The organism is Arthrobacter rhizophilus, assembly GCF_026241105.1.
Lineage (GTDB): Bacteria > Actinomycetota > Actinomycetes > Actinomycetales > Micrococcaceae > Arthrobacter.
Genome location: NZ_JAPFFT010000010.1, coordinates 1 through 24,384, shown reverse-complemented (window position 1 = coordinate 24,384; position 24,384 = coordinate 1). Strand labels below are relative to the sequence as shown.

The window sequence follows — 24,384 nt, the reverse complement described above, 5'->3', positions numbered from 1 at the left end:
CGCTCACGCTCCTGCTGAGCCGAGGTGCCAAACCGCACGACGCCGGACCGCACAGCGGGCACCTGAACCGCCCCGTTGGGCGGGGCTACTGTCCCTTCAGCTTCTGCATATCGCGCCGGTCCTTCTTGGTGGGCCGCCCTGCGCCGCGGTCGCGCTGGGGAAGTCCGAGGGCCGGCGCCGCGGGACGCTCCGGGGTGTGGTCAGTGAAGCAGTGGGACGCTGCTTCGGCACCCACCCTTTTGGCAATGAGCCGGCGGACCTCAAGGATGCGCTCGAAGCCGGACTGGCGAACCCGGATGGTGTCGCCGACAATCACTGATTGCGAGGCCTTGACCGGGTTCCCGTTGATTCGCACGTGCCCTGCCCGGCAGGCGGTTGTGGCCGCGGAACGGGTCTTGTAGGCGCGGATAGCCCAGAGCCAGGCGTCAATGCGCACGTTGCTCGGGGAAGATGGAAGGCTAGTCATGATTGCGAACGAGTATAGTCGGCGCGCGGCCTGACCCGTCGTCGGCTCCGTTCCACGAAACCCTTGACGACGAAAGAAATGCACCCGAGAATATAGTGGTGCACATGTTGCACAGCATGTGCAAGGATTGCTCGAAGCAAAGAAGCGATCGCCCGCTCACTGATCGGGCCTGCAACATTACGTTGATTGAGTCAAAGGAGCCTTGATGAAAAGTGTCTTACCTGCCCAAATTGCGACACGGCCGTCGTTCGGTGAGCTGGGGGACCGGACTCTCGCGAAAGTTCGACGCAAGGTCATTCCCGTCATCTGCTTGCTGTACTTCATTGCCTTCCTGGATCGGAACAATGTCGGTTTCGCCAAACTCACCATGAGTGAGGACATCGGGTTGAGCGCATCCGCGTACGGGCTCGGTGCCGGCATCTTCTTCATTGGCTACGCCCTGTTTGAGATTCCGAGCAATGGAGGAATGTACCGCTTCGGAGCGAGGAAATGGATTGCCCGCATCCTTATCAGCTGGGGCGTTTGCGCCGCAGCGATGGCACTTGTGAATGGTGAAGCGACGTTCAACGTCATCCGCTTCCTACTCGGAGCAGCCGAGGCGGGGTTCTTCCCCGCGGTCGTCTTCTACCTCACTCTGTGGTTCCCTGCCGCCCAGCGCGTCACAGTCCTTGGGCTATTCGTATTGGCTCAGCCGATCTCCAACGCCATTGGCGCTCCGGTTTCGGGCCTCCTGCTGAACCTTGACGGGGTCGCGGGCCTTCATGGATGGCAGTGGCTCTACATTGTTGAGGGCATCCCCGCCGTCGTGCTTGGGATTCTTGCTCCGCGGTTGCTGACGGACAGGCCTGAACAAGCTCATTGGCTGTTGGCCGAGGAGCGGGACTGGCTGAGCAACACGATGGCCCGGGAACTCGCCGACAAGCAGAAGTCCGGTCCGCACACCTTTCTGGGCGGGCTCAAGGATCGCAGAGCACTTGTCTACGCCTTCCTCAACTTCGGTATGGTGTGCGGCATTTACGGCTTTGGTTTGTGGCTTCCCACTGTGGTCTCCGGCCTAGGCAAACTTAGTCCTGTCCAGGTTGGCTTCATCGTGGTCATTCCCTACGGAGCGGCCGCCGCATTCCTTTATTACTGGAGCCGCAGGTCTGACCGGACCGGAAAACGCGCCGCGCACGCCAGCATCAGCATGCTGATTGCGGCCGCTGGTCTCGCAGGGGCGGCGTTCCTTTTACCGGTCAACGCAGTGGCAGCCCTCGCTTTCCTTACAATCGCCGCCATGGGAGTCTTTTCGGCTACGGCCCCACTCCTGTCAATGCCGTCGGCCGCCTTGGGGGGCGCCGCGGCAGCAGCCGGGCTGGCTTTGGTCAATTCCATCGGCAACGTTGGAGGGTTTGTAGCTCCGTTCGCAGTCGGATTGCTCAATGACGCCACCCACAGCAACCTCGCCGGGCTGCTCTTCCTCTCGGTTTGCCTTGTCATCACCGCCTTGGCCACCTACCTGTATGCCCGCAACCGACCCGAAGGCACCACAGTGCCGAGTTCAGTCGCGGCCGCAGAACGAGCCGAAACCAACTGACCCTCCACGACTGGAGAGTCGAAAGAAAGGACCCTGTACCGTGCATGAATCTACACTCCGAGGAAAAACAGCGCTTGTGACTGGAGGCGGGACAGGCATAGGGCAGGGTGTGGCCCTGGCGCTCGCCGAGGCAGGGGCAAGAGTGGCCATAACCTACAATAGTCACCAGCCCGATGCTGCCTTCGCCCGGCGGGTGGAGAGCGGCTCTGGTAAACCACTGAAAGCACTTCAGGTAGACGCCACCAGCGAGGAGCTCGTTGGCGAAGCTGTCGAGGAGATCGCCAATGACTTTGGCGGGCTGGACATCTTGGTCAACAACGTCGGAGGCCTCGTCCAGCGATCATCCATCCTGGACATGGAGTACAGCCTCTGGCGGCAGGTGATGGGTGTCAACCTGGACGCGACATTCCTCATGACCCGTGCAGTCTTGCCCCACCTTCACCGCAATGGCCGGATCATCAACGTGGCCTCCCTTGCGGGGCGGAACGGTGGGCATGCCGGAGCAACCGCCTATGCCACCTCAAAGGCTGCCATTTTCGGCTTCACTCGGGGACTTGCCAAGGAAGTGGCGGAATCCGGGATAACAGTCAACGCTCTTGCGCCGGGCTTCATCGAGGCAACGCCGTTTCACGATACGTTCACCACATCCGAATCAAAGGCCGCCACCGTTGCAACCATCCCTTTGGGGAGGGCTGGAGTTCCGGAAGATGTCGCGGGGGCTGCCTTGTGGTTGGCTTCTGAACATTCGCGCTTTGTCACGGGAACTGTTGTAGACATCAACGGCGGGCAGTACTTCGCGTGATCCAGGGCAAACTTACCCATCCGCAGATCATCTCCGCGCTGGCGGCTGCCGGACACGGGGCCACTGTCCTGATTTCGGACGGGCACTATTCCGCGGCGACGGCCGTGGGGCCAAACGCATCCACGATCTTCCTCAACCTGCAGGCGGGCACTCCAACCGTTCCCCAGGTACTCGACGTGGTTCTGCAGATGGTTACGGTCGAGAAGCTGACACGCATCCTTCCGTCCGAGGACGCTAGGCCATGCTTGGTGCACAGTGAAATAGATACACTGATGCCCGAGGGCACGAAGGATGAATTCGTCGATCGCTTCCGGTTTTATGATCTTGCAAGGTCCGCTGATCTTGCGCTGTGCATCGTCACGGGCGATTCACGGCGATTCGCTAATGTGCTTCTGACCCTGGGAGTGCTTCCCCAGACCTGACGAGCTTCTATCGGCCCGCCCGAACAGAAAGGTGCCATGACGTGTCCCAGACAGTAGGGCGGGCCATAGACATTCTTGAGTACTGCAGTGACCAGCCTCGTGAAATCAAGGACATTGCGGATTCGTTGGGAGTCCACCGGACTACGGCGATGAGGCTGGTCAATACCCTGATTGGAGCCGGGTTTCTCCGCAAGGACGATTCCGGGCGCTTCGGTGTGGGATTCCGACTTGCTGGGTTAGCCCAGTCCGCCCTCGAACAGTTTGACCTGCGTTCCCTGGTTCACCCTCATATCCTGCAACTCAGCAAACGGGTGGGACATACCGTCCAGTTTGCGGTTCCTGAAGCAGCCCACCTTGTCTACGTGGACAAAATTGAACCGCCGGACTCCATCACCCTCAACACCAAGATTGGCGGATCGGTGGTGGTGCACACGGCCGGAGTCAGCAAAGCCATCCTTGCGTTCCTGCAAGCCCGCCAAAGAGACCAGATATTGGATCACGCCTCATTCGAGCAGTTCACCGCCACAACCATCACGTCCAGGGAAGAATTCCTCCGAGTACTTGAGGACGTCCGGAAAAATGGCTGGGCTGCGGACCGGGGAGAGTATGAGTCCTTCTCCAATTGCATTGCCGCCCCCGTCCACAGCCATACCGGGGCGGTTGCGGGTGCTATCTCGATCACTGCTTTCAAAGAACGTGCCGATTTGGATGCCCTCAAGCTGTTGTTGCCCCAGCTGCTTGAGACCACCCACGCAATCTCCCAGGAACTGGGCTGGCGCGAGCCGGGGGCGCCCGCGGAGGGCTGATTACCGGCGTCGTAGTTCCGCGTATTCAAGGTGCGGGACGACTGTCCCCGCGTCCCGCTCCAGGAAGTTGGTGCCGGGCGCCACGATGTCGTCAATGGCATCCAGGACTGCTTCGTTGAGGACAACGTCCGCGGCCTTGAGGTAATCGGTCAGGTGGTCCTCCGTGCGTGGACCGACAACCACGCTGCTGACTGCGGGATGGTTCAGCGCGAAGCCGACAGCTAGCTGGATGAGGGTGAGTCCATACCGTCCGGCGACGCGGGCCAAGGCATCTGCTGCCAGGAGTTTATTTCTGTTGAATGGTGCCGCGATGTCGAAGCGCCCGGGAACCGCCGAAGCGCGGGAGCTGGCCGGCTGGGGAGCTCCTACGCGGTAGTTCCCGGAGAGCCAGCCGCCGTCGAGCGGTCCATAACTAAGCACGCCGAGGTTGTACTGCTGCGTGATCGCGAAGACGTCGCGTTCATTCGCGCGAACCAGCAAGGAATAGGGAACCTGATCCACAACCGGCGGTATGAGGTGGTTCGTTGTGGCGATCCACTGTGCCTCCACAAGCTGGGACGGCGTGAATACCGACGTTCCGTAGTAGAGGATCTTGCCCTGCCGGATGAGGTCGTTGAGTGCCGTGATGGTTTCCAGGACGTCCGTGTTGTAGTCCGGACGATGCGCTTGGTAGAGGTCGATCCTGTCCGTTTGCAAGCGGTTCAGGCTGCCCTCCACCGCTTTCATGATCCAGCGCCTGGAATTCCCGGCGTGCGTGGGATTCGGTCCCATTTGTCCATGGAACTTGGTGGAAAGGAAAATGTCATCCCGCCGGCCATGGAGAGCCCGGCCCACAATGGTCTCCGCATCGCCTTGTGAATAGATGTCCGCGGTGTCGATGCTGGTAATACCGGCGTCGAGGGCCGCACGGACAATGCGGAGGCTTTCTTCGGCGCCCGTGGGCGCCGAGCCTGTCCCAAGGTTAAGGGTGCCCAATGTAAGCGGGCTGATCAGGGCGCCTGTGCGTCCCAGGGTTCGAAGCTCGCTGAGGCTCATCTCCGGCTTCCTCCGTGAAGAATCAAGGCTGTGCAATGGATTGGCACGACGCTACACATGTCGCGCCCGAGGCACTCGAAAAGCGTACAAATTCTTCGCTTTTCGTATTGCGAGGTAATGAAACAGCGAGTGACGAATTATGAATTGACTTGAATCGACATGCGAATACACAAATATTGCCGTTCTCGGCGTCGAGTGAATTAGTAGAAAGGCAGGCACGAAACTACAGAGAAAGGAACCGCCATGACCCAGGCTACGGTGGATGGAGCCGCTTCGATCAAGCAGGCGTTTGCCCAATTTCCCTCAGGCGTGGCAGCGTTCAGTGCCATGGTCGGTTTCGTGCCGGAGGCCCTGGTGGCATCCAGCTTCACTGTGGGTGTCTCGCTGGAACCACCGCTGGTCATGTTCGCGGTGCAGAACTCCTCCACTACGTGGCCCAAGCTCCGTCGAGCCCCGCGGCTGGGCGTTTCCGTCCTGGCCCAGGGCCAGGAAGCCGCGTGCCTGCAGCTTTCCTCCCGGACCCAGGACCGTTTCGCGGGCCTTGCGACGTCCACGAGCGACGCCGGTGCGGTGCTGATCGACGGCGCGGCACTGCTGCTTGAATGCGAGGTGGTCTCCGAGACCCCTGCCGGGGACCACACGATCGTCGTCCTTGAGGTGAAGTCCGTGGAGATCAACCACGACGCCGAGCCCCTCATCTACCACGGGGCCGGCTTCAGGCAACTGGTCGCCTGAGACTGGACGCAGCCCCAACTGACTCGCAGTAGGTGTCATTATGAGCCACCAAAACGACAACAAATGCGAGTCAGTTGGGTCAGCCGGGCGCTTGGGACTCTACGCTCGGGGGCGGGCGCCTGCGGAGGCTGTCACTCGTCCGGATGAGACCGGCTTGCCTCCATGCGGGTCTTCTTGGCGTTCGCGGACCGGCGTGGCATTCTCGTGAGGCGTTGCCTCTTGGGCAGGCGCGTCTTGTGCGTGTTCAGCCTCCCGAGCCGCGGCCCGGGCGTCAGCCTCGGCAACGGCGGCCGCCCATTGACTGTTCAGGACCGGCGGATCCGGCTTTACCGCAACCACGAAGGGATGTTCCTTGGCCTGGGTTGTGGCCACGGCCGCGGCAGCAGTTGCGATTCCGGCCTTGACCTGCGCGGGCTTGGGCCACGTCCGTGGATTCACGAGCGACTTCCAAGGGAAGGTCCGGAAAGCAGTCCATCCCGCGGACCACAGCAACTTGGTGGTCCTGAGGACTCCAGGGCGCGGTTTCTCGGGGGCAACCGCACCCGTCCCCAGGGAGTTGGCTTCCGCCGTCGTCGATTCCCCAGACTCCGCCAGGGCTGGGACGCGCCGAGGCCTCGGCGGCAGGTGCACAACCCGGACCGTATCGCGCTTCGGAAAGATCCCCACCATGGCGAGAAGGATGATCGAGAGCAACTTCACGACGCCGGCCAGCACCAAGGTGACAACCATCAAGAAGCCCAAAGCAAGGAACATGATCGAGGCGAGTCCGAGCGTGCCGAAAAAGGTCAGATTGAGGGCCAGTGTTGTTGGATCCTCCACGTAGCCTCCCCGAGCCAGAGTTGTGAGGTGGATGCCGCAACCGTTCGGTCCGCGGGCATGTCTCCTAGCCTACGGGCGAAATCTGGATGAATCATCCGTCAAACTCCGCCTCGCCTAGGTTGTATCGAAGCTGTTATCTGGTGTGACAAAATTTGTTGCCTAGCTCTCACCATTCAGTCCAGATAGGGCGTCAATGCCACTCGATTCCGCTCGACTCCGCCACGGCACCTGCCCTTGCCTGTCCGGGGAGCAGTACGCCGGGTGTTGCGGACGTTTCCATCGCGGGGAGGCCGACGCGCCCACGGCTGCGCAGCTCATGCGTGCCCGCTACTCGGCCTTCGTGGTCCTTGACAGGGACTACCTTCTGCGCACGTGGCACCCGGACACGCGCCCGGCGGCACTGGACTTGGACCCGGATATTGAGTGGCGGCGGCTGGACATCCTGGCAACGCGCCACGGCGGTCCCTTGGACCTTGAAGGATCGGTCGAGTTCGCGGCGCACTACCGTTCCGACGGCGAACGCGGGGTCCAGCGCGAAAACAGCCGCTTCGTGCGGATTGACCGCCGCTGGTACTACCTCGACGGCGACGTCGGCTAGCTCTTTCCGGGCTGCCTCGATCAGCAGCGAGCCTCAGCGGTACTTCCGGTGCAGGCTCTCCTTCGATGACGCTCCAGGGGAGGCATCGGCGATCCATGGGCCTGTACCTTCGGACTGATCCAAGATTCCGGCCTCGAGCCAGGCGTAGTCGCCCGCCAAGACGTTCGATGACAACTCGTGATCGACATCGTCGGTGTTCCGCCACAACTGCTCGAAGTACCCGTCCACGCGTATCCGGGCTTGCTCGCAAAAGGCCTCGGCAAGTTCGTAGGCCGCCGCGCCTTGTTCAGGTGAGGTCTGCAGCAGCATTTCGGCCCGTGAGCAGCACGCCGCCATGGCAAACAACTCTGCTCCGATATCCACAATCCTGCCGAGGAAGGCTTGCTTGTACTCGAGCCTCGCCTGCCAGCGGCCCATCCCGTAGAACGTCTGCCGGGCGAGCCTTCGGGAAGCCCGTTCCACATACCGCAATTGCTTCGCCAAGCGCCCAAACTCACCATAGGAACGGGGGTCCATTCCGGCTCCGGCCACGAGCTTGGGAAGCCACTTTGCGTAAAAACCTGAGGCGCCGACGGCGGCACGCGCCTTCTCCTGCAGGGTCGCGTCCGCGGAAGCGAGCTCGCCCGCTGCCGAAAGGTGGGCGTCGACGGCTTCGCGGGCGATGAGCAGGCGCATGATCTCGGACGAGCCTTCAAAGATCCGGTTGATGCGCATGTCCCGCAGCAGTTGCTCAGCAGCCACCGCGCGTTCCCCCCGGGCTTCAAGGGAATCAGCCGTCTCAAAGCCACGGCCACCACGGATCTGCACCAGCTCGTCAGCCACCGTGTAGCTCAGCTCAGTGGACCAAAGCTTGGCCAGGGCGGCCTCGATCCGCACATCCTTCTGCCCGGCGTCGGCCATTTCGGCGGAGAGCTCAAAGACGGCTTCGAGGGCAAAAGTGGTGGCGGCGATAAAGGCGATCTTCTTGCCGACGGCCTCATGTTTTCCGACCGGACGTCCCCATTGGGTGCGGGCGTTGGACCATTCGCGGGCGATCTTCAGCGACCACTTGCCCGCGGCCACGCATAGTCCGGGGATGGAGAGACGGCCCGTGTTGAGGGTCGTGAGCGCGATCTTGAGCCCTTGGCCCTCCCGGCCTAGCCTGTTGGCTGCCGGTACCCGAACTTGGTGGAAGCGGGTCACGCCGTTCTCGATGCCGCGCAGGCCCATGAAGGAATTGCGGTTCTCGACAGTGATGCCGGGGGAGTCCATTTCCACCACGAACGCTGTGATGCCGCCCTTCACGACCGTGCCGTCGGGGCCCGTGCGGGCCGGAACAACCGCCATGACCACCACCAGCTCGGCAATGACGCCGTTGGTGGTCCAAAGTTTCACGCCGTCCAAAAGGTAGGACTCGCCGTCGTCGCTTGGCACTGCAGTGCAGCCCATCCGGGCGGGGTCGCTGCCGACGTCGGGCTCTGTCAGCAGGAAAGCCGTGATGGCGCCGGCGGCGCAACGCGGCAGGTACTCCTGCTTTTGTTCGGGCGTGCCGAAGACCTTGACCGGCTCCGGGACGCCGATGGATTGGTGGGCCGAAAGCAGCGCGCCGAGGCTCGGATGGACTGATCCCAGGAGAGCCAAGGCTCTTCCGTAGTAGACCAGCGACAGGCCCAAGCCGCCGTACTCGCGCGGAATCTTCATGCCGAATACGCCCAGCTCGGTGAGGCCAGCGAGGTATTCGTCCGGGATCTTGGCATCGCGCTCGATCATGCGGCCGGACATGGTGCCGCAGAACTCCGTCAACTTCGCCATGAACTCTTCGCCGCGCTCTACGTCTTCGGCTCTTGCTTGTGGCCAAGGGTGGATCAGCCCAAGATCGAAATCGCCCAGATACAGCCCTTTGGCAAAACTTGGGCGGTTCCATTCGGTTTCGCGGGCGGCCTCGGCGACGGCGCGGGCTTCTGCCGCTGTGACGTCGGTGCTCTTGTTGTCAGTGGCGGAGGTCATAGGAAGGCTCCTCTTGCCGGTTGTGCCGGTTCGAGCCCAGGATCCGCCTCGGGTGGGGGACCCTTCAGCTGTCCCTCAATGCTACCCGCGGGTAGGTACCTGTGCTAGGGGAGGGTTGCGATGGGAATTCCACTGGCAGCTCGACCTTGCCGGCCTGGTGGACCAGCTGATCCCACGCGAAATTGATGCCGTGGACCAGGCCGCCCAGCACGTTCTTCACGGTTAACCAAGCCAGGCTCGCCGCCCCGACCAACGCGAGAGTGGCCATGGCGGCTACCACGATGAAGGCCGCCAGAACCAGGCCTAGGACCAGTGTGCCGCCGAAAACGTAGGTGCTGGTGTCCATAGTCGTAAGGTCGAACTGCATTGGGTCCCCTCCGCAACGCTGCCAAAGCCGACGTCGGAATGTCGAAGTCGTTGGAGACGACACTAGGGGCGACATCGGCAGTTCAGCTAGCAACAACACCGGCCGCCATGCGTGTTGATACGCGATCGAAACCCTACCGCTAGGTAGATCACGGAAGGGTTGCGACGCACCCTGCGTTAACCTTGTACGGGGCAGTTTTCGGGATTTCCGCTGCCAACAGGTTCCGCGGCAGCTGAAGGAGAGTAAGTGTCCCGCTCAGCAATGTCCTCAGCCGATGCCATTAGCGCACGGCTCAGGGACCTCGAGCTTCTCACCAAGGGCCCCGCATGGGCTCTCACACGCTCGGCCCCGTGGGTCATCGCGGTACTCCAAGCGTCCTTCACCCGCACAAGACCGCAGCTTCCGCTTGAAGAGTTCCACGCCGACGTCGACGCCTTCCTCGAGCAGCTCCGGAGGCAGGATCCCGGGCTGGGAGGGCAGGCGAGCGGCAAGGCGTTTGCCGACGAATGGACCCGCAAGCAGTTCCTGACCCGTCGCAGCCAGTCCGGCCAGATCGTCTACGAAATCACCGAGCCTGCCGCACGCGTCCTTGCTTTCCTCGATAGTCTCTCCAGCGAACGCTCCACCCTCAACGGTTCGCGGCTCGGAACGCTGTTGGGCGACGTCGAAAAGCTCGCCAACGAGACCAATCCGGACCAAAGCGCCCGCCTGGAGTCCCTCTCGGAGGAGATTCAAGAGCGTCAGCAGCTGATCGAAGACATTAGTTCCGGCGACTTTGATGGTCTCCTGGATGACGAAGAAGCCGTCGAAGCTGCAGGGAACATCCTGGACCTGGCGGCAAGCCTGCCCGCGGACTACAAAAAAATGCGCGACCGCATCGAGGAACTGGTCGGTGAGCTCCGCAACCAGATCATCGAGGAATCCCTCAGCAAGGGCGCCACCATGGCGCAGGTCCTGGAGGCTGACAAACGCTTGCGGCAGAGTCCCGAAGGCCGCACCTTCCGCTCCTTCACTGCGTTCCTTGAGGATCCGCAGCAACAGTTGCGCTTCCGTTCGGCGATCGGTGACGTGTTGAGCCGTCAGTTTGCCGACGACCTCAGCCATGAGGACCGGGAAACCCTCAAGAACCTCGTGGCGGAACTTCGTGCGCAGCACAGCCAGATCCAGCGCATCTACGGCCGGCTTTCGGAGAGCCTGAACAACTACATCCAAAGCGATGACATCCGTCAGTCGGTCCGGCTCAGGCAGGTCTTGCGCGAGGCCGAGCAAGCGATCCGCTCCATGCCCTACGAACGCGACCGTCCCAGCCTGGTCCGCGGACCGGTGCTGTTCAATGCGGGATTCGAATCAGTCGCCATGGTCAAGCTCTTCGATCCGGATGAGTTCGCGGCGCCTCCCAAGCTCGCCGATCCCATTGCCTTCAGCGATTCGGACCGCGTCAGGTCGCTGCGCTCCGCGAAGGCGAGGCCCGCCGTCGTCCGCGCCGCCATGGCAGGCGCCGCCACGCTGGCGGAGGCTTGGACCAACCTCCCGGAGGAAGAACGGCACATCAACACAGTCCGGGCCCTCCTGTCCGAAGCGCTGCACAGCGGTGCGTCGTTTGACCGGGCTGCGTGGGAAGACATCGACTTCGAACAAATCGACGGCAGCACGCGCACCGCGTACCTGCCCCTCGTGACCCTGACAAAGGATTCCGATGACTGACGCCCACCCCACCGAGCATGCCCCCTCTCCGGAGCAAGGAGTGGACATAACGCAGCATGTCCAGTCCGGACCTTCGCAGGATGGACATGTCCGCTCGGATCCTTTCCGCGTCACTCCTCGCGACACGTTTGTTGACGGCGCGGCGCTGTTCCCGGGCGATACCGGCGTGCTGCCCATGAAGGTCCGTCAGGCCCTCGTGCGGCTGCTCAAGGGGCCGTATATCGACGGCGGCCGCGACGAAAAGCTCTGGACCACCCTCCTGGACAACCAAGTGATTCTCCGAAGCAGGCTCTCGGAGCTCTTCCTGAACCTGCAGCTTGACCACGAACGGAAGATCGCGGTGCTCCGGCCCGTTGATCCGGAAGCCATCGGCGGCAGCGCCCGTTCGAGCATCCTTCGCCAACAACGCGCGTTGAGCCGTGTCGAGACCATCGTGCTGCTGCGACTGAGGCTCCTCCTGGACCGCCACGCCACGGCCCAGACCGATCCCGTCATCACCCGCGAAGAGATTGCCGAACTCGTGGCCCATTACCAGCCATCCGGCCAACAAGACGCCCTCCGCGACACCGACGTCGTCAACCGCACCGTCACGAAGCTCCTAGCCCGCCAACTCCTCCTGGCGACGGGCATCGAAGACACCTTCGCGATCTCCAAGGCCCTCCCGCTAGCCCTCCCCTTCGAAAATATCGGCGACATCCCGGCCCAGATCGAAGGGCTGATTGCCGTAGCAGCCGACGAATCAGGCACCGAACCCCTGATCGAACTAACAGAAACGGACGACGACGGCGAGTCACCCGAGGTCCCCGATGACGACGTCGCGACAGGTGACCACAGCTCCGGCGGGGCTTCGCTTGAGAAGGAGGCAGCCAAGTGACCATTGCAACCATGCTTCCGATCGGCGAACTCACCAACCCGGGCCAGATGCGCCTTGCCTTGGTCCAGGTGGTCAACTGGGGCACGTTCCATGGCGCCCACACTATGCACGTGGACCGCAACGGCACGCTGCTCACGGGCAATTCGGGCGTCGGGAAGTCGACGTTGTTCGATGCCATGCTCCGCGTTTTCGATGCGCGGCCGCGCTCAAACGAGGCTGCCGCGCAGCGGGCTGGCGGGGCTGTGGAGGACAAGAGGACCACGTTCACGTACATGCGTGGAAAGGTGGGCGACAAGGCCGTGGGCGAGGGCTCAGCGAGTGCCTTTCAGCGCCCTGGTGCCACGTGGTCCGCCGTCGCACTGACGTTCGACAACGCAGCCGGTACCAAGATCACCATCTCGGCCCTGTTTGACCTGCCCAAGAACGGCACGGAATCCAGCGTCGGCCGGTTCTACGTGATTGACAACAAGCCCCTGGACCTAGGCGCGATCGAGGGCATCGCCGAGAAGCGTTTCACAAAAGGCGCGCTGGAGACCATCTTTCCGGATGCCCAGATCTTCGATGTGCACAAGGCCTTTGCGGAGCGTTTCCGCCGACTTCTGGGTATCAACTCGGACCAGGCCCTTCCCCTTCTCCGGGTCATCCAGGCGGGCAAGGGGCTCGGCGGAAGCGTCAACACGTTCTTCCGCGACCAGGTGCTCGACGCACCCGCGACGCTGACTGCCGCGGACGACGTCGTCGAGGAATTCAGCAACCTCATGTCCATTAGGCAGCGGCTGGAGGACGTTCGCCAGCAGCGCGATCAGCTCGCTCCCGTGCCCGGAATGAACAAGGAGTATGCCCAGTCGTTACTGGAGGCCAACCGGCTCCGGGAACTCAGCGGCGAGGAATTCGACGCCTACAAGCAGCAACTTTCCGTCACGGTCCACGCCAAGACTTTGGCCCGTTTCAAAGACCTCGCCCAGGCGAAGGCCAAGGAACTCAGCGCCGAGCGGGGCGTCAGGGACTCCCTGGCCAAGGAGCTGCGCCAGCTCGAATCGGATTACAACAACCAGGGCGGCAACGCGATTTCGGCGATCGAGCAGTCGCTGGAAAATGCGCGGGTGGGCCTCAAGCTCCGCCAGCAAGTGGAGGAAGCGGCCCGTCAGGCATTGGCCGACGCCGGGCTGAACCTTGAGTGGACGGCTGCGGGCTGGGAGCGGGCCCACGAGCAAGCCGCGAGCCGTTCCGCCGAACTCAAAGACGATTCCGAAGCGTTGAAAGAGCTACGCTTCGAGGCCTTCGACGGCCACGCCACCAAGAAGCGTGAACTCGCGGCAGCCCAGCAGGAACTCGTCTCTCTGAAGACGCGCAAGTCCCTGCTGCCGCCGTCGAGCATTGAAAACCGCGCCGCGATCGCCGCAGCCACCGGCGTTCCCGAGGACCGCATGCCGTTCGGCGGCGAGCTGATCGACCTCACGGAGGGGGAGGAACTGTGGCGGCCCGCAGCCGAGCGTGCCTTGCGGAACCTCGCAACGACGCTGCTGGTTCCGGGGGAGCATTTCGCCGCCGTCACGCGCTACCTCAACGACAACACCGTCCGCGGCGCGCTGCGCGCAGTGGACGTCTCCAAACCCCTCGCGGGCGGCGCTTTGGCTGTGGAGGACGTGTCCGACGCCGACTTGCTGACGAAGCTGAACCTCCTCACCTTGGGGGCTAATGCCGAAGCCGGAGAGTGGATCCGCGAGCGGATCGCCCTCGATTTCGCATACCCATGTGTGGAAGACCCGGACGAACTCGCAAAGCTGGACAAAGGCCTGAGCCTGGGCGGTGTGGTCAAGCGCAACAGGCACACCGTGGAGAAGGACGACCGCTTTACGAGCCGGCAGGACTACGTTCTTGGTTTCGACAATGCTTCCAAGCTGGAACTCCTGGCTGCGAAAGTCGGCGAGCTCGAAAACGAGCTTGCGAAGGCCGCCGAACTCGCCCAAAGCCGTGAGGATTCCCACCAAGGCATGACGCGCCAACTCGAGGCGCTGCGCCGCATTGCCGACGACGAGCGTGGTTGGGAACAAGTCTCGGCAGCGGTGGCCGCCGAGGAGCTCGCGAAGATCGAACAGCGGCTCAAAGATGCCCTGGCAGCGCAGGCCGACTTGGAACCCCTGCGTGCAAACATCGAGGTCGTGCGCGAAAAGCACCAGTCCTCCACAGGGTCGGCGGCGGTTTTGCAGAGCGAATACAAGACCCTCGACCATCAGATGACCACGGCTGATGCCCTCCTGGATGCCGCACGCAACCGCCTCGACCAGGCGCCGCCGTCGGGCACTACCGTTACTTCCCTCGAACCGTACTTCAGCGCATTCGCCGAGGTGAGCGAGCTCCACGAACTCGACACCCTGGCTGCGGAAGTCCGGAGCAAGCTCTTGGCAGAGCTGCACGCCGCAGAGTCCCGCGGGCAGGCGTTGGCCGAGCGGCTGACGCGCATGTTCGAAGGCTTCGTGCGCGAATGGGGCACCGCGATTTCCGCGGACCACGGCACCTCCATCGGCGCAGCGGGGGAGTTCGAGTCCCGCTATCACCAGATCGTCAGCGAAGGCTTGCCCGCGCAGGAAGCCGAATTCCGGCAGTTCTTCAACCAGCGCACGCACGAATCGTTCAGCACGCTGCTGCACCTGCTCGACGAGGAACGCCGCGCCATCACCAGCCGCATCCTGCCCCTCAACGGCATCCTGTCCGAGGTCAATTTCCATGAGGGAAGCTTCCTGGAACTCGACATCAAGCAGACGCTGCCCGCCACCGCGAAGCAGTTCAAGGACGCCATCCACAACGCGTTGAAGACGCGTCACACGCGGCCCTCCCGTGCGGCGGGTGCCGCAGCCTCGCCCGAGGCGGACGACGACGTCGAACTCACCAACCGCTACAAGTCGCTCGAAACGCTCGTCAAGCGTCTCGGATCTCAAACTCCGGAGGACCGGCGTTGGCGGGCCGAGGTGCTGGATGTCCGTGGGCATCTTTTCATCCAGTGCAAGGAGCACCGGTCCGTCCAGGGCCCGCGGGGCGGCAAGAAGACCGATGTGTACATGCACGCGGACACCGGCTCGATGTCCGGTGGCGAGCGGCAGCGATTCACGGCGTTCATCATGGCCGCGGCGCTGAGCTACCAACTGGGCATCGCCGAGCAGGGGTTCACGACCTACGGCACGGTGATGATGGACGAGGCGTTCGTTCTGGCCTCGGAGGAATTCGCCGGTGCGGGAATCAAGGCGCTGCACGAGTTCGGCTTCCAGTTGTTGCTGGCCGCGCCCGAGAACGTGATCGACCTTTCCCGGCACCTTGGCTCAGTCACCGAAATCCTGCGCGACAAACGGACCAACCGCTCCGGCGTGCTCACGGCTCCCGTGATCGGCGGCCCGGGGGTTCCGGGTGCATGGCGTTCCGAGGCCAACCCCGTGGACATCGTGCTCCGCTAACTCCGACGCTCGCTCACTTTTGTCGTGTTTTCGGCGGACGCTCGATCACATCAGGTGAGCGAGCGTTCGGCCAAACGGCCCCATAGGTGAGCGAGCGTCGAATTAACCTGGGCTTTGCCGGCGGGCAACCGGGCGGGGTTACGCTGGCGTGGTGGCTGGGAACGTGCTTCATGCTGACCAGGCCGGACGACGGCGGTTTGTTGCCTTGGGCGATTCCTTCACCGAGGGCGTGGGGGACCGGAACAAGACGCTCCCGAACGGCGTCCGGGGCTGGGCCGACCGCGTGGCCGAGAAACTGGCCAAGGCTGAACCTGGCTGGGAGTACGCCAACCTTGCCGTCCGGAGCAAGCGCCTCCGCCATATCGTTGAGGAACAGTTGGACCGGGCCCTGGCCATGGAGCCCACGCTCATCACGCTCTATGCCGGCGGCAACGACATCCTGGACTTCGGCACGGATATGGACCAACTCATGGCCGAATACGAAAAACTCGTGGCTCGCCTCGCAGCGACGGGAGCCACTTTGGTCCTGTTCACGGGGTACGACGTCAAGGTCTCGGCCGTGCTGGAACCCTTCAAGAAGCGGAACGAACTCTACAACGAACGCGTCCGCGAATTGGCGGCCAAGTACGGGGCCGTGCTGGTGGACTATTGGTGCCTTGACGCCTACCACGACCGCCGAATGTGGGCCTCGGACCGCCTCCACATGTCCAAAGCGGGACACAAATACATGGCGGCGCAGGTCCTGGATCACCTCCGCGTGCCGCATAAGTTCTCTCCCAAGGATTGGGAACCGCCGCAGCGCCTCAAACTGCGAGATTGGGAACGTCGTCAGCGCCGCTGGGTAAACGAGTGGGTCCTGCCGCTGTTCGGCCGGAAGCTCCGCGGCGTCACACTCGGGGACATGCTGAGCCCACGTTGGCCGGAGTTGGTGAAGGTTCCGCGGAAGGCGGGGCTGCGGAAACTCGCGGAACGCCAAGCCGCCGGGGCGGGCTCGGCCGCCGCCGCGACCGGAAGCAAGGCGCCAGACAACGCACAAGGCGCCGCTCAAGACAACGGGGGGACAGGACTATGACCACGCATATGCCGCTGCGATTCGTCGCCGTCGGGGATTCCTTCACGGAAGGGGTCGGCGATACCGACCTTCGCCTTCCGAACGATTGCCGCGGCTGGGCCGATCGCGTCGCCGAGGAACTGGCCAGGCACCAGCCGCAGACGCAGTACGCCAACTTGGCCCTCCGCGGGCTGCGGCTCAAACAGATCGTGGAGAAACAACTCAAGCCGGCGCTTCGCATGGCTCCCACGCTGGTCAGTTTCCACGCCGGCGGCAACGATCTCCTCGGTGCACGGCTGGACATGCGCGACCTGATCGGCGGATTCGAGGACGCCGTTGCCAGGATCGCGGAGAGCGGGGCCAAAATCCTGCTTTTCACTGAGTACAACGTGCCGCTCTCGCCGGTGTTGGAGCCGCTCAAGCTGCGCACAGCCGTTTTCAACAAGCACATCCGGCGCATTTCCGCGGCCTACGGAACGCTTCTGGTGGACCATTGGTGCTTCGAAAAGTACCAGGACCGCCGCATGTGGGCTCCGGACCGGCTGCACATGTCCGGAATCGGACACGAATACATGGCGAAGAAGGTCTTGGAAGTTTTGGGTGCCACCCATTCGCTCGGCTCACCGGTGCTCGGGGCGCTGCAGCCGCGGAGCCGTGCCGAGATCGTGGCCGACGACGCCGCCTGGCTCAGGCGCGATGTGGCACCGTGGCTCTCGCGCCGTTTCAGGGGAGTTTCGAGCGGGGATCACCTCAGTGCCCGCTGGCCCGCACTCATGCCGGTGGTCTTGCCGGAGCGCCTGGGGATGTTCCCTCAACCAGTCCGGCTTTGAGGTGCGGCAGCGTCACGCCTGACATCTTTTTGGGGATGGGCGGGCGTCGAAGCAGCGAATTTCCGGGGTTCTCGCCGAGGCGCGGCGCCAAAAATGTGCTCTGCGTGACGCCCCAGAATCGCAGCCAGGCTAGTCCAGCAGGTTTTCGTACCCTGTGGACGCCGTGGTCACCGTGAATTCGATGATCTCGAAGTCGGCCACCCCATTGACGTAGAACGGATCCGTCGCCAAGGAAGTGTCCAGCGTCGCACGGTCAACGTTGGACAACAGCACACCGCCGATCGCCGGAACGCGGCGTCCGGACGCAAGGAAGGTGCCGGCGTCGAACGCTTCTTTGACCCAATCCATATGTGCGGGGCGGTGGAAGTCGACGATCTCGTCGGGAACCTTGTATGTCAGTGAAACGACGAACATGCCGCCAGCCTACAACGCGGAGGGCGGCCAAAAGGGGCCGCCCTCCGAACCCGCAACGCCCTACGGCAGGAGCTTGACCGCGGAGTTCCAGTTGTAGTCGGGGTGGGCTTCGCTGATCTGCAGGGTCATGACGAGCAGTTGGAAGGCTTCGAGCTCACGCGAGCGGCGCAGCGGCCCGACGTTCACCGGGCGCAGCCCGGCACCTTTGACGAAGTCGACGACGGCGGCTGTCGCCTCTGCGTCGTCGCCCGCCACCAGCACGTCAAGGGTTTGGCCGTTCACTTCGCCCTCCGCGAGCGTGGCTGCGAAGACGGTGTTGAACGCCTTGACCACGGATGCGCCCGGGACCAAGGTCTGGAGTTCTTCGGCGGCCGAGGTTCCGGCGGGGACGGTGAGGGAATCGAAGGTTTCGAAGTTCACGGGGTTGGAGATGTCCACGATCGTCTTCCCGTTGAGCGCGGAGCCATAGGAAGAAAGCACTGCCTTGGAGGCCTCGAACGGAGTGGCCAGTACCACGATGCTGCCTTCCACGGGTGATCCCGTGGTGCCGGAGGTTCCGTTGACCGATGCGGCCAGCGCAGCAGCGGAGCCTGCGTCGCGGCCGAGGATCTGGACGCTCTTGCCTGCGGTGGCGGCGCGGGCCGCAATTCCGGACGCCATGTTGCCAGTGCCGATGATGGTGATGTCAGCCATTGTTGTTCCTTTGCTTGGATGCTCATGGTCCTGCGGATTGGTCCGCATTCACTTACTTGAAGCTTCAACTAAAATCATAATGACCTTAAGTTGAAGTGTCAAGTATTAATTTCCTTCTAAGATGAATCCATGACCGAACCGCGCTGGCTCAATGCCGACGAACGCCGTGCCTGGCTGGCCCTCCTGAGTATCAACACCCTGCTGCCCGCGGCCTTGGACACCCAGCTGCAAGCGGCCGGCAAATTGTCGCTGTTCGACTACAACGTGCTCGCCATGCTGTCTGAAGCGGACGGGCGGTTCCTCCCGATGAGTGAGCTCGCGGCCCGCACCAGCGCGTCGCTGTCCAGGCTGTCGCACGTCGTCACCAAGCTGCAGAGACGCGGCTGGGTGGAGCGCGAGGCGCACCCGGGCGATGCCCGCGTCACTGTGGCGCACCTGACGGACGCCGGCATGGACACCATTGAGTCCCTCGCTCCGGGGCATGTGGATGCCGTCCGCTCGTTGATGTTGGATGCCATGACCGACGACGACGTCGCGGACCTGGCGCGGATCGGCGAGAAGATCGTGGCGCGACTGGACGACGATCACTGGATCCTGCGCGAACGCTAGCTGCGCGAACGCTGAGCTGCGCGAACGCTGGGTGACGGCCGCTGGGTGACGGCCGCCCCGCAGTAATGAAAGACTGGCGCCATGGATTTTTCTGCCCGGTATGTGGCGTTGGGAGACTCGTTCACCGAAGGGCTTGGCGACGCCGACCCCTCACGCCCCAACGGAGTCAGGGGATGGGCGGACCTCGTTGCCCATCAGCTGGCCCAAAGCAACGACAACTTCGGCTACGCCAACCTGGCCATCCGGGGCAAGAAGCTCCGGCAAGTCATGGCGGAGCAGATGGACGCCGCCGTCGCGCTTCAACCGACGCTGGTGACCCTGTACGCCGGGGCGAACGACATCTTCCGCCCCAAAGTGGACATCGACAGGCTCATGGCCGATTACGAAGCCGGCATCGAGAAGCTAAGCGCCACCGGCGCCACGTTGCTTCTCTTTACCGGTTTCGACGCCCGCAGTTCCAAGGTTTTCGGCACCATGCGCGGACGCACCGCGATCTACAACGAACTGCTGCGCGAAATCGCCGAAAACCATGGTGCGCTGCTGGTGGACTACTGGCGCTTCAGCGAATACCACGACTGGCACATGTGGGCGCAGGACCGAATGCATATGTCCACTGCTGGCCACATCAACATGGCAAACCGCGTCCTGGCAGTGCTGGAACACGAGGGCTCCTTGGAGGTGCCCCCACCTGTCCCTCAACCCCAGCTTGCCCGGGTGGAAGCTTTGCGTGCCAACGCGCGGTGGGCCCGTGAACACGCTGCCCCGTGGGTCGTCCGCCGCGTTACGGGCAAATCGTCGGGCGACGGCCTGAGCCCGAAGTATCCGCAACTCACCCGGCCCTAGCTGTTCTGGGCAGCAAGTTTCCTGAATCCCGGCGTGGCGAGCAGTCCGCCGTCGTTCTTCACGGCGAGCACGTCCACGTCCCAGCGGTCGGTGGCCAGCGCGAGGGTTCGGGCGCCCCCGGCCATGATGGCGGTGGCCAGGACATCGGCCGTGATGATGTCGGCCGCTGCGACAGAAACTTGGCGGAACTCCTTGGCGCGTTCAGTTTGAAGGCCTGCTGACCAAATGTGGTGGCCGCGTTCGCTGGTTCCGGAGGTTGCCAGCGCTCGCTTGATGCTGACAAGCGGAAACGCGGTCAGGAGTGTCGTCCGATCCGCCGGGTCGACAATCCCCGCCAGCCACGGCCGCAGGCTGCCCGGTGTCGGCGAACCGTCCACCAGCACATCCCCACCCGCATTGAGGCACCAGTCCTTCAGGCCCAGTGCCAGCAGCGACGTTCCGGCTTCCCGTATCGCATGTGCCTTGACAATCCCGGCCAAGTCCACGACGCCGTCGGGCCGTTCCGCTGTGAACGCACTTTCGGTGAGCCTGCGCCACTCCGAGGCCTCGACATACAGCCGGCGCATGTCCGCTGAGGCGTCCGGCAGGGCCAACTCGCCCCGGGCCATCGCGCTCGCCTCCGAGTCGGGACGGTAGAGACTAAACGTCTGATCCAGCCCGTTGAACAACTGCTCGACGACGGCGATGGCCACCTCGAGCTCGTCCACCGCAGCTTGGGGAGAGGTCGCCGGACCAGCGGGGACGGCCAGGCTCACCACAGTGCCCATGCTCGTGAACGTGCGGGAACGAAGTCGCGGCTCATTTTTGCCCTGATGAGGCCCACTGGGCTTAGAGGTGGGCTGCATCGAGAGCTGCCTGGAGCGACGTCAAGTACGCATCGCTGGTCACGGTGGCCCCGCCGATGGTCTGGACGTTCGCCGACTGCGCACTGAGGACCTCGGATCGGAGCAGGGGCGCCGCCCTGCTGCTGATCTGGACGGACCGTTGCTCATTGTCGGTCAGATGCAGGGCGGTGACATCCGTGATCACGCCGGCCTTGACCGTTATCTGGACCTGTACTGTTCCAAAACGGGTTTGCACCGAGGTTCCCGCGTAGGTGCCGCCTGCCTTGGCCGCAGCGCCTGCCTTGGCGCTCGTGCCGGTGCCTGAGCCGGAACCGGAGCTGGAACTAGAGCCGGCTGCGGTTCCAGAGGTTGATCCGGAAGCGCCGCTCCCGGTGGTTCCGTTCGTCGTCGAGCCCGTGCTGCCGGTGCTGCCGGTCCCGCCGGTGGTGCCCGTCGCGCCCGTGGCGGACGTCGTGACCGCCGAGGCGTTGGAGTCCGACACGTGTGAACCTGCCTGCCAACCGACCAGGAGGATCGCCGCCGACGCCAGCGCTGCTGATATTCCTGCCCTGAGCCTCACCAGTCGAACCTTTCGTAGTGGAGTTGTTCCTCCCGCACACCGGCGCTTTTCGCGTCTGCCAAGACGTTGCGGGCCCAAGCGGACGGGCCGCAGATGTAGACATCGGCGTCGGCGATGTCCGGCACGTAGTCCCGCAGCCTGGTGGCACCTGCCGAGGCCGGCAACCACGTGATCTGAGGATTCTCGGACCGCGGGCCGGTGAGGTGGAAGAGCGTGGCACCGCGCTTTCTGCACAACTCCAGGATCTCGTCGCCGAGGAATAGCTCATCCACACTGCTGCCCCGCAGCAGGACCGTCGCTTGGCCCGGAGAAAATGGAGTGGACTCCAGAAGCGCCCGGAGAGGCGTGATCCCGATTCCTGCCCCGATCATCACCACGCGTTCCCGGCTTCGGGCTGCCGTACTGAAGACCCCATAAGGACCTTCGATGGCCACTTTCGTTCCCGGCCTGAGCGAGGCCAAGCGGGCCGAACCCGCGCCCAGGTTCCGGACGGTGATACGCAAGCTTCCTTGCCGCGGCATGAAGCCCGACGACGGCCCGGTGTGCGGCGGCGCGACCTGCGGTTCCGCCGACAAACTGAACGGGTGTGCCTGCCACCACATGCCGGGAGCCAAGAAGCGCCATACGAAGAACCGGCCGCCGCTACCCGACAATTCGTTCAATCGCAGACCGCTCATTGCGACGCTGAAGACGCCCGGCGCAAGACGCACCACGCGGCGCACGGTCAGCTGGTGCCGGAATGTGGCCATCACGGGCTGGGCGACGCGGAACCAAGTCAACGCCGAACCCGTGGCGATGCACAGGAGCAGCCAGTACCAGCGTTGCCAAGTGCCTTCAGCGAACAGGCCGCCCACACTGAATTGGTGCGGCAATGCGGTTGCTACTGCCAAATACGTGAGCAGATGAACGAAATACCAAAATTCATAGGGAAAGCGGCGCCGTACAGCCACAAGCGAGGTGACAACAACGGCAATGAACAGTGCCATGGATACGAACGCCAGCCACATATCGGGTACCAGGACCCAGAGCGCAATGGCCTCACTGACGGGGTCCAAACCCTCGGCCATCCCGTAGCCGATCGCCAGAAGAAGTCCGTGTGCCAAGAGGAGATAGAGGGCCGGTTTACCGAGTTTCCGATGAAATTCCAGCGCCCTGTCATGCCCGACTGCGCCGTCCACAAAAGGCAATCGCGCCGCGAGCAGAAGCATGAGGAAGACCAGATCCATGCCGGCAAGCCCTGCCAGGATCCCGACGGCGGTAACCGCTTGGGTGACATTGCCGATGGATGACACCCCGCCGTCGGCTAGCCACAAAGCCAGCGCTGCCGCGAGGGAAGCCCACAGCGCTACCGTGAGCATGTCCGTTCGGAACATGCGCCGGCGATGCTGCGCGGCAAACCTTTCCGCGGCGGGATTGCGCCGCGTGGGTGCCGGAGGCTGACCCTTGGGTGTTCCCACACGTTGGCCTGGAGAGGCGAGGAGTTGTGACTTCATGACTCAAGATTGAACTCTCAACCTTTCGTTCTCCTGTGAAGGGACTGGCCGCTACTTATGATTTAAGTGGCCGTATTGTGGGGGACTCTTATACACCCGATTGGCCTTAATTTGCCCTAGACCCTAGACTTATTAGGCGCTAGGTGGCGCGGAGCGTGCGCAATTGCTCCGGTTGGCGGTGACTGTTGGCAACAACGGGACATCCGCGGGCCGGTAGTTAGGGGCTCAAGTTGCGTGCATTCCAGTATTCGCCCAGTATCCCGGCCTGTTGTCCGGGAGCCACTACCTTCGCCGCAACGGTGACCATTGGCTGATTCCAGTCAACCGGTCCAGCCTGCGGGAACTACCGAAAACGGTGTGGACTGGTTGCGGACGTCGCCTGTCGCACGGGAAGCAGGAACTCTGCTGGCCGTTTCAGATTATTTTTTAGGAGAGTCGTCATGGCAGCACACTGCCAGGTGACCGGAGCCGAGCCGGGCTTTGGACACAGCATTTCGCACTCGCACCGCCGCAACAAGCGTCGGTTCGACCCCAACATCCAGAAGAAGCGCTACTGGGTTCCGTCCCTGCGCCGTAATGTCACCCTGCAGGTCTCTGCACGTGGCATCAAGACCATCGACGTACGTGGCATCGACGTAGTCGTCGCCGCAATCCTGGCACGAGGAGTGAAGCTCTAATGGCAAAGGACAAGGACGTACGTCCGATCATCAAGCTCAAGTCGACTGCGGGCACGGGCTACACCTACGTGACTCGCAAGAACCGTCGTAACGACCCGGACCGTCTGGTCCTGAAGAAGTACGACCCCAAAATCCGCCAGCACGTCGAATTCCGAGAGGAGCGCTAAACACATGGCTAAGAAGTCAATGATCGCTAAGAACGAACAGCGTAAAATCATCGTTGAGCGCTACGCTGCAAAGCGCCTCGAGCTGAAGAAGGCTCTGGTTGATCCCAACTCAACCGACGAAGCCCGCGAAGCTGCTCGCCTCGGCCTGCAGAAGCTGCCCCGCAACGCCTCCCCGATCCGTCTGCGTAACCGCGACATCATCGACGGCCGCCCGCGCGGTACCTTCCAGAAGTTCGGTATCTCCCGTGTTCGCTTCCGCGACATGGCTCACCGTGGTGAGCTTCCGGGCATCACCAAGTCTTCCTGGTAATCCAGAAGCACTAGAGGGGCCGGCAACCGTTTGGTTGCTGGCCCTTCTTGCGTTTAACTGTTGCTTCGGTTTAAGTGGTGCAGCACACAGCGCCGGATCACGACGCCGACGGCTTCTTTTTGGGCGTAACTGCCCGTTTTACCGCGGATTGCCGCGGTTCTTGATCCTCTGGGCGTGGATTTGCCTGTGGTCTTGGGGGTGTGTAAAGTAATTCGAGTCGCCGCCGCTGATGCGGAAAAATTGCGACAGACTCC

Annotated in this window: 26 protein-coding genes; 16 read left to right on the top strand and 10 right to left on the bottom strand. The window is 63.0% G+C overall.

The genetic code is table 11. The features are described from left to right. Positions 1–85 precede the first annotated feature (85 nt). Positions 86–466, bottom strand: coding sequence for an RNA-binding S4 domain-containing protein (locus tag OOZ51_RS10380; protein ID WP_265979416.1), 381 nt, complete (start codon positions 464–466; stop codon positions 86–88). A 205-nt stretch (positions 467–671) separates the two neighbouring features. Here OOZ51_RS10380 and OOZ51_RS10375 point away from each other — a divergent pair, with 205 nt between their 5' ends. From OOZ51_RS10375 to OOZ51_RS10360, 4 genes are read left to right on the top strand one after another with little or no spacing between them, the layout of a single operon-like run. Then, on the top strand, positions 672–2,042 hold the full coding sequence (locus OOZ51_RS10375) for an MFS transporter (protein WP_265979415.1): 1,371 nt from the start codon (positions 672–674) through the stop codon (positions 2,040–2,042). A gap of 40 nt (positions 2,043–2,082) precedes the next feature. Next, on the top strand, positions 2,083–2,844 hold the full coding sequence (locus OOZ51_RS10370) for an SDR family NAD(P)-dependent oxidoreductase (RefSeq protein WP_265979414.1): 762 nt from the start codon (positions 2,083–2,085) through the stop codon (positions 2,842–2,844). Next, entirely contained in the window at positions 2,841–3,266 is a 426-nt protein-coding gene (locus OOZ51_RS10365) for an RbsD/FucU domain-containing protein (protein ID WP_265979413.1), read from the top strand. Before OOZ51_RS10370 ends, OOZ51_RS10365 begins: the two co-directional genes overlap by 4 nt. A 41-nt stretch (positions 3,267–3,307) precedes the next feature. Further along, the gene (locus OOZ51_RS10360; protein ID WP_265979412.1) at positions 3,308–4,072 is read left to right on the top strand and encodes an IclR family transcriptional regulator; all 765 of its coding nucleotides are present in this window, start codon (positions 3,308–3,310) and stop codon (positions 4,070–4,072) included. Here OOZ51_RS10360 and OOZ51_RS10355 read toward each other — a convergent pair whose 3' ends face one another. After that, positions 4,073–5,107, bottom strand: a complete 1,035-nt coding sequence (locus OOZ51_RS10355; protein ID WP_265979411.1) for an aldo/keto reductase — start codon at positions 5,105–5,107, stop codon at positions 4,073–4,075. 243 nt (positions 5,108–5,350) lie between these two features. Between OOZ51_RS10355 and OOZ51_RS10350 the strand changes: the two genes are divergently transcribed. Further along, positions 5,351–5,842 carry a flavin reductase family protein gene (locus tag OOZ51_RS10350; RefSeq protein WP_265979410.1) on the top strand — a complete coding sequence of 164 codons (492 nt, stop codon included), beginning with the start codon at positions 5,351–5,353 and terminating at the stop codon, positions 5,840–5,842. A gap of 99 nt (positions 5,843–5,941) precedes the next feature. Here OOZ51_RS10350 and OOZ51_RS10345 read toward each other — a convergent pair whose 3' ends face one another. Beyond that, entirely contained in the window at positions 5,942–6,661 is a 720-nt protein-coding gene (locus OOZ51_RS10345; RefSeq protein WP_265979409.1) for a hypothetical protein, read from the bottom strand. 193 nt (positions 6,662–6,854) lie between these two features. Between OOZ51_RS10345 and OOZ51_RS10340 the strand changes: the two genes are divergently transcribed. Further along, positions 6,855–7,259: a YchJ family protein gene (locus OOZ51_RS10340; RefSeq protein ID WP_265979408.1), complete on the top strand. Its 405-nt coding sequence runs from the start codon at positions 6,855–6,857 to the stop codon at positions 7,257–7,259. Positions 7,260–7,292: 33 nt separating this feature from the next. Here the strand turns inward: OOZ51_RS10340 and OOZ51_RS10335 are convergent, their stop codons facing one another. Both OOZ51_RS10335 and OOZ51_RS10330 read right to left on the bottom strand, forming a co-directional pair. Then, entirely contained in the window at positions 7,293–9,245 is a 1,953-nt protein-coding gene (locus OOZ51_RS10335) for an acyl-CoA dehydrogenase family protein (protein WP_265979407.1), read from the bottom strand. A 64-nt stretch (positions 9,246–9,309) separates the two neighbouring features. Beyond that, positions 9,310–9,612 carry a hypothetical protein gene (locus tag OOZ51_RS10330; RefSeq protein WP_265979405.1) on the bottom strand — a complete coding sequence of 101 codons (303 nt, stop codon included), beginning with the start codon at positions 9,610–9,612 and terminating at the stop codon, positions 9,310–9,312. 246 nt (positions 9,613–9,858) lie between these two features. On the opposite strand from OOZ51_RS10330, the gene OOZ51_RS10325 reads away from it, so the two are divergent. The 5 genes from OOZ51_RS10325 to OOZ51_RS10305 all read left to right on the top strand — a co-directional run bounded on the left by OOZ51_RS10325 (position 9,859) and on the right by OOZ51_RS10305 (position 17,520). Beyond that, positions 9,859–11,316, top strand: coding sequence for a DUF3375 family protein (locus tag OOZ51_RS10325; protein ID WP_265979403.1), 1,458 nt, complete (start codon positions 9,859–9,861; stop codon positions 11,314–11,316). Further along, a complete protein-coding gene (locus tag OOZ51_RS10320; protein WP_265979401.1) occupies positions 11,309–12,190 on the top strand; it encodes a DUF4194 domain-containing protein in 882 nt (293 codons plus the stop codon). Before OOZ51_RS10325 ends, OOZ51_RS10320 begins: the two co-directional genes overlap by 8 nt. Continuing rightward, positions 12,187–15,639 (top strand): ATP-binding protein, encoded by a 3,453-nt coding sequence (locus OOZ51_RS10315; protein ID WP_265979399.1) that lies wholly within the window; start codon positions 12,187–12,189, stop codon positions 15,637–15,639. Before OOZ51_RS10320 ends, OOZ51_RS10315 begins: the two co-directional genes overlap by 4 nt. Positions 15,640–15,802: 163 nt before the next feature. Then, complete coding sequence (locus tag OOZ51_RS10310) at positions 15,803–16,711, top strand: SGNH/GDSL hydrolase family protein (RefSeq protein ID WP_265979397.1); 909 nt, start codon at positions 15,803–15,805, stop codon at positions 16,709–16,711. Further along, positions 16,708–17,520 (top strand): SGNH/GDSL hydrolase family protein, encoded by an 813-nt coding sequence (locus OOZ51_RS10305; protein ID WP_265979395.1) that lies wholly within the window; start codon positions 16,708–16,710, stop codon positions 17,518–17,520. The genes OOZ51_RS10310 and OOZ51_RS10305 overlap by 4 nt, the downstream gene beginning before the upstream one ends. Positions 17,521–17,649: 129 nt before the next feature. Here the strand turns inward: OOZ51_RS10305 and OOZ51_RS10300 are convergent, their stop codons facing one another. Further along, positions 17,650–17,934 carry a YciI family protein gene (locus OOZ51_RS10300; protein WP_265979393.1) on the bottom strand — a complete coding sequence of 95 codons (285 nt, stop codon included), beginning with the start codon at positions 17,932–17,934 and terminating at the stop codon, positions 17,650–17,652. Between the two features lie 60 nt (positions 17,935–17,994). Beyond that, complete coding sequence (locus OOZ51_RS10295) at positions 17,995–18,627, bottom strand: NADPH-dependent F420 reductase (RefSeq protein ID WP_265979392.1); 633 nt, start codon at positions 18,625–18,627, stop codon at positions 17,995–17,997. A gap of 129 nt (positions 18,628–18,756) precedes the next feature. On the opposite strand from OOZ51_RS10295, the gene OOZ51_RS10290 reads away from it, so the two are divergent. Continuing rightward, entirely contained in the window at positions 18,757–19,236 is a 480-nt protein-coding gene (locus OOZ51_RS10290) for a MarR family winged helix-turn-helix transcriptional regulator (RefSeq protein ID WP_265979391.1), read from the top strand. 81 nt (positions 19,237–19,317) lie between these two features. Continuing rightward, positions 19,318–20,079, top strand: coding sequence for an SGNH/GDSL hydrolase family protein (locus tag OOZ51_RS10285; RefSeq protein ID WP_265979390.1), 762 nt, complete (start codon positions 19,318–19,320; stop codon positions 20,077–20,079). On the opposite strand, the gene OOZ51_RS10280 is transcribed toward OOZ51_RS10285, so the two are convergent. The 3 genes from OOZ51_RS10280 to OOZ51_RS10270 form a co-directional block, all read right to left on the bottom strand. Further along, positions 20,076–20,846, bottom strand: coding sequence for an FAD:protein FMN transferase (locus tag OOZ51_RS10280; protein WP_265979389.1), 771 nt, complete (start codon positions 20,844–20,846; stop codon positions 20,076–20,078). The genes OOZ51_RS10285 and OOZ51_RS10280 overlap by 4 nt on opposite strands. A 61-nt stretch (positions 20,847–20,907) precedes the next feature. Continuing rightward, entirely contained in the window at positions 20,908–21,483 is a 576-nt protein-coding gene (locus tag OOZ51_RS10275; RefSeq protein ID WP_265979388.1) for an FMN-binding protein, read from the bottom strand. After that, complete coding sequence (locus OOZ51_RS10270; RefSeq protein WP_265979387.1) at positions 21,480–22,976, bottom strand: ferredoxin reductase family protein; 1,497 nt, start codon at positions 22,974–22,976, stop codon at positions 21,480–21,482. Before OOZ51_RS10270 ends, OOZ51_RS10275 begins: the two co-directional genes overlap by 4 nt. 440 nt (positions 22,977–23,416) lie before the next feature. Between OOZ51_RS10270 and rpmB the strand changes: the two genes are divergently transcribed. From rpmB to rpsN, 3 genes are read left to right on the top strand one after another with little or no spacing between them, the layout of a single operon-like run. Further along, positions 23,417–23,653 (top strand): 50S ribosomal protein L28, encoded by a 237-nt coding sequence (gene rpmB, locus OOZ51_RS10265; RefSeq protein WP_011693744.1) that lies wholly within the window; start codon positions 23,417–23,419, stop codon positions 23,651–23,653. After that, positions 23,653–23,820 (top strand): 50S ribosomal protein L33, encoded by a 168-nt coding sequence (gene rpmG, locus OOZ51_RS10260; protein WP_003798558.1) that lies wholly within the window; start codon positions 23,653–23,655, stop codon positions 23,818–23,820. The genes rpmB and rpmG overlap by 1 nt, the downstream gene beginning before the upstream one ends. Positions 23,821–23,824: 4 nt before the next feature. Then, positions 23,825–24,130: a 30S ribosomal protein S14 gene (gene rpsN, locus OOZ51_RS10255; protein WP_265979378.1), complete on the top strand. Its 306-nt coding sequence runs from the start codon at positions 23,825–23,827 to the stop codon at positions 24,128–24,130. The last annotated feature ends 254 nt before the right edge of the window (positions 24,131–24,384 follow it).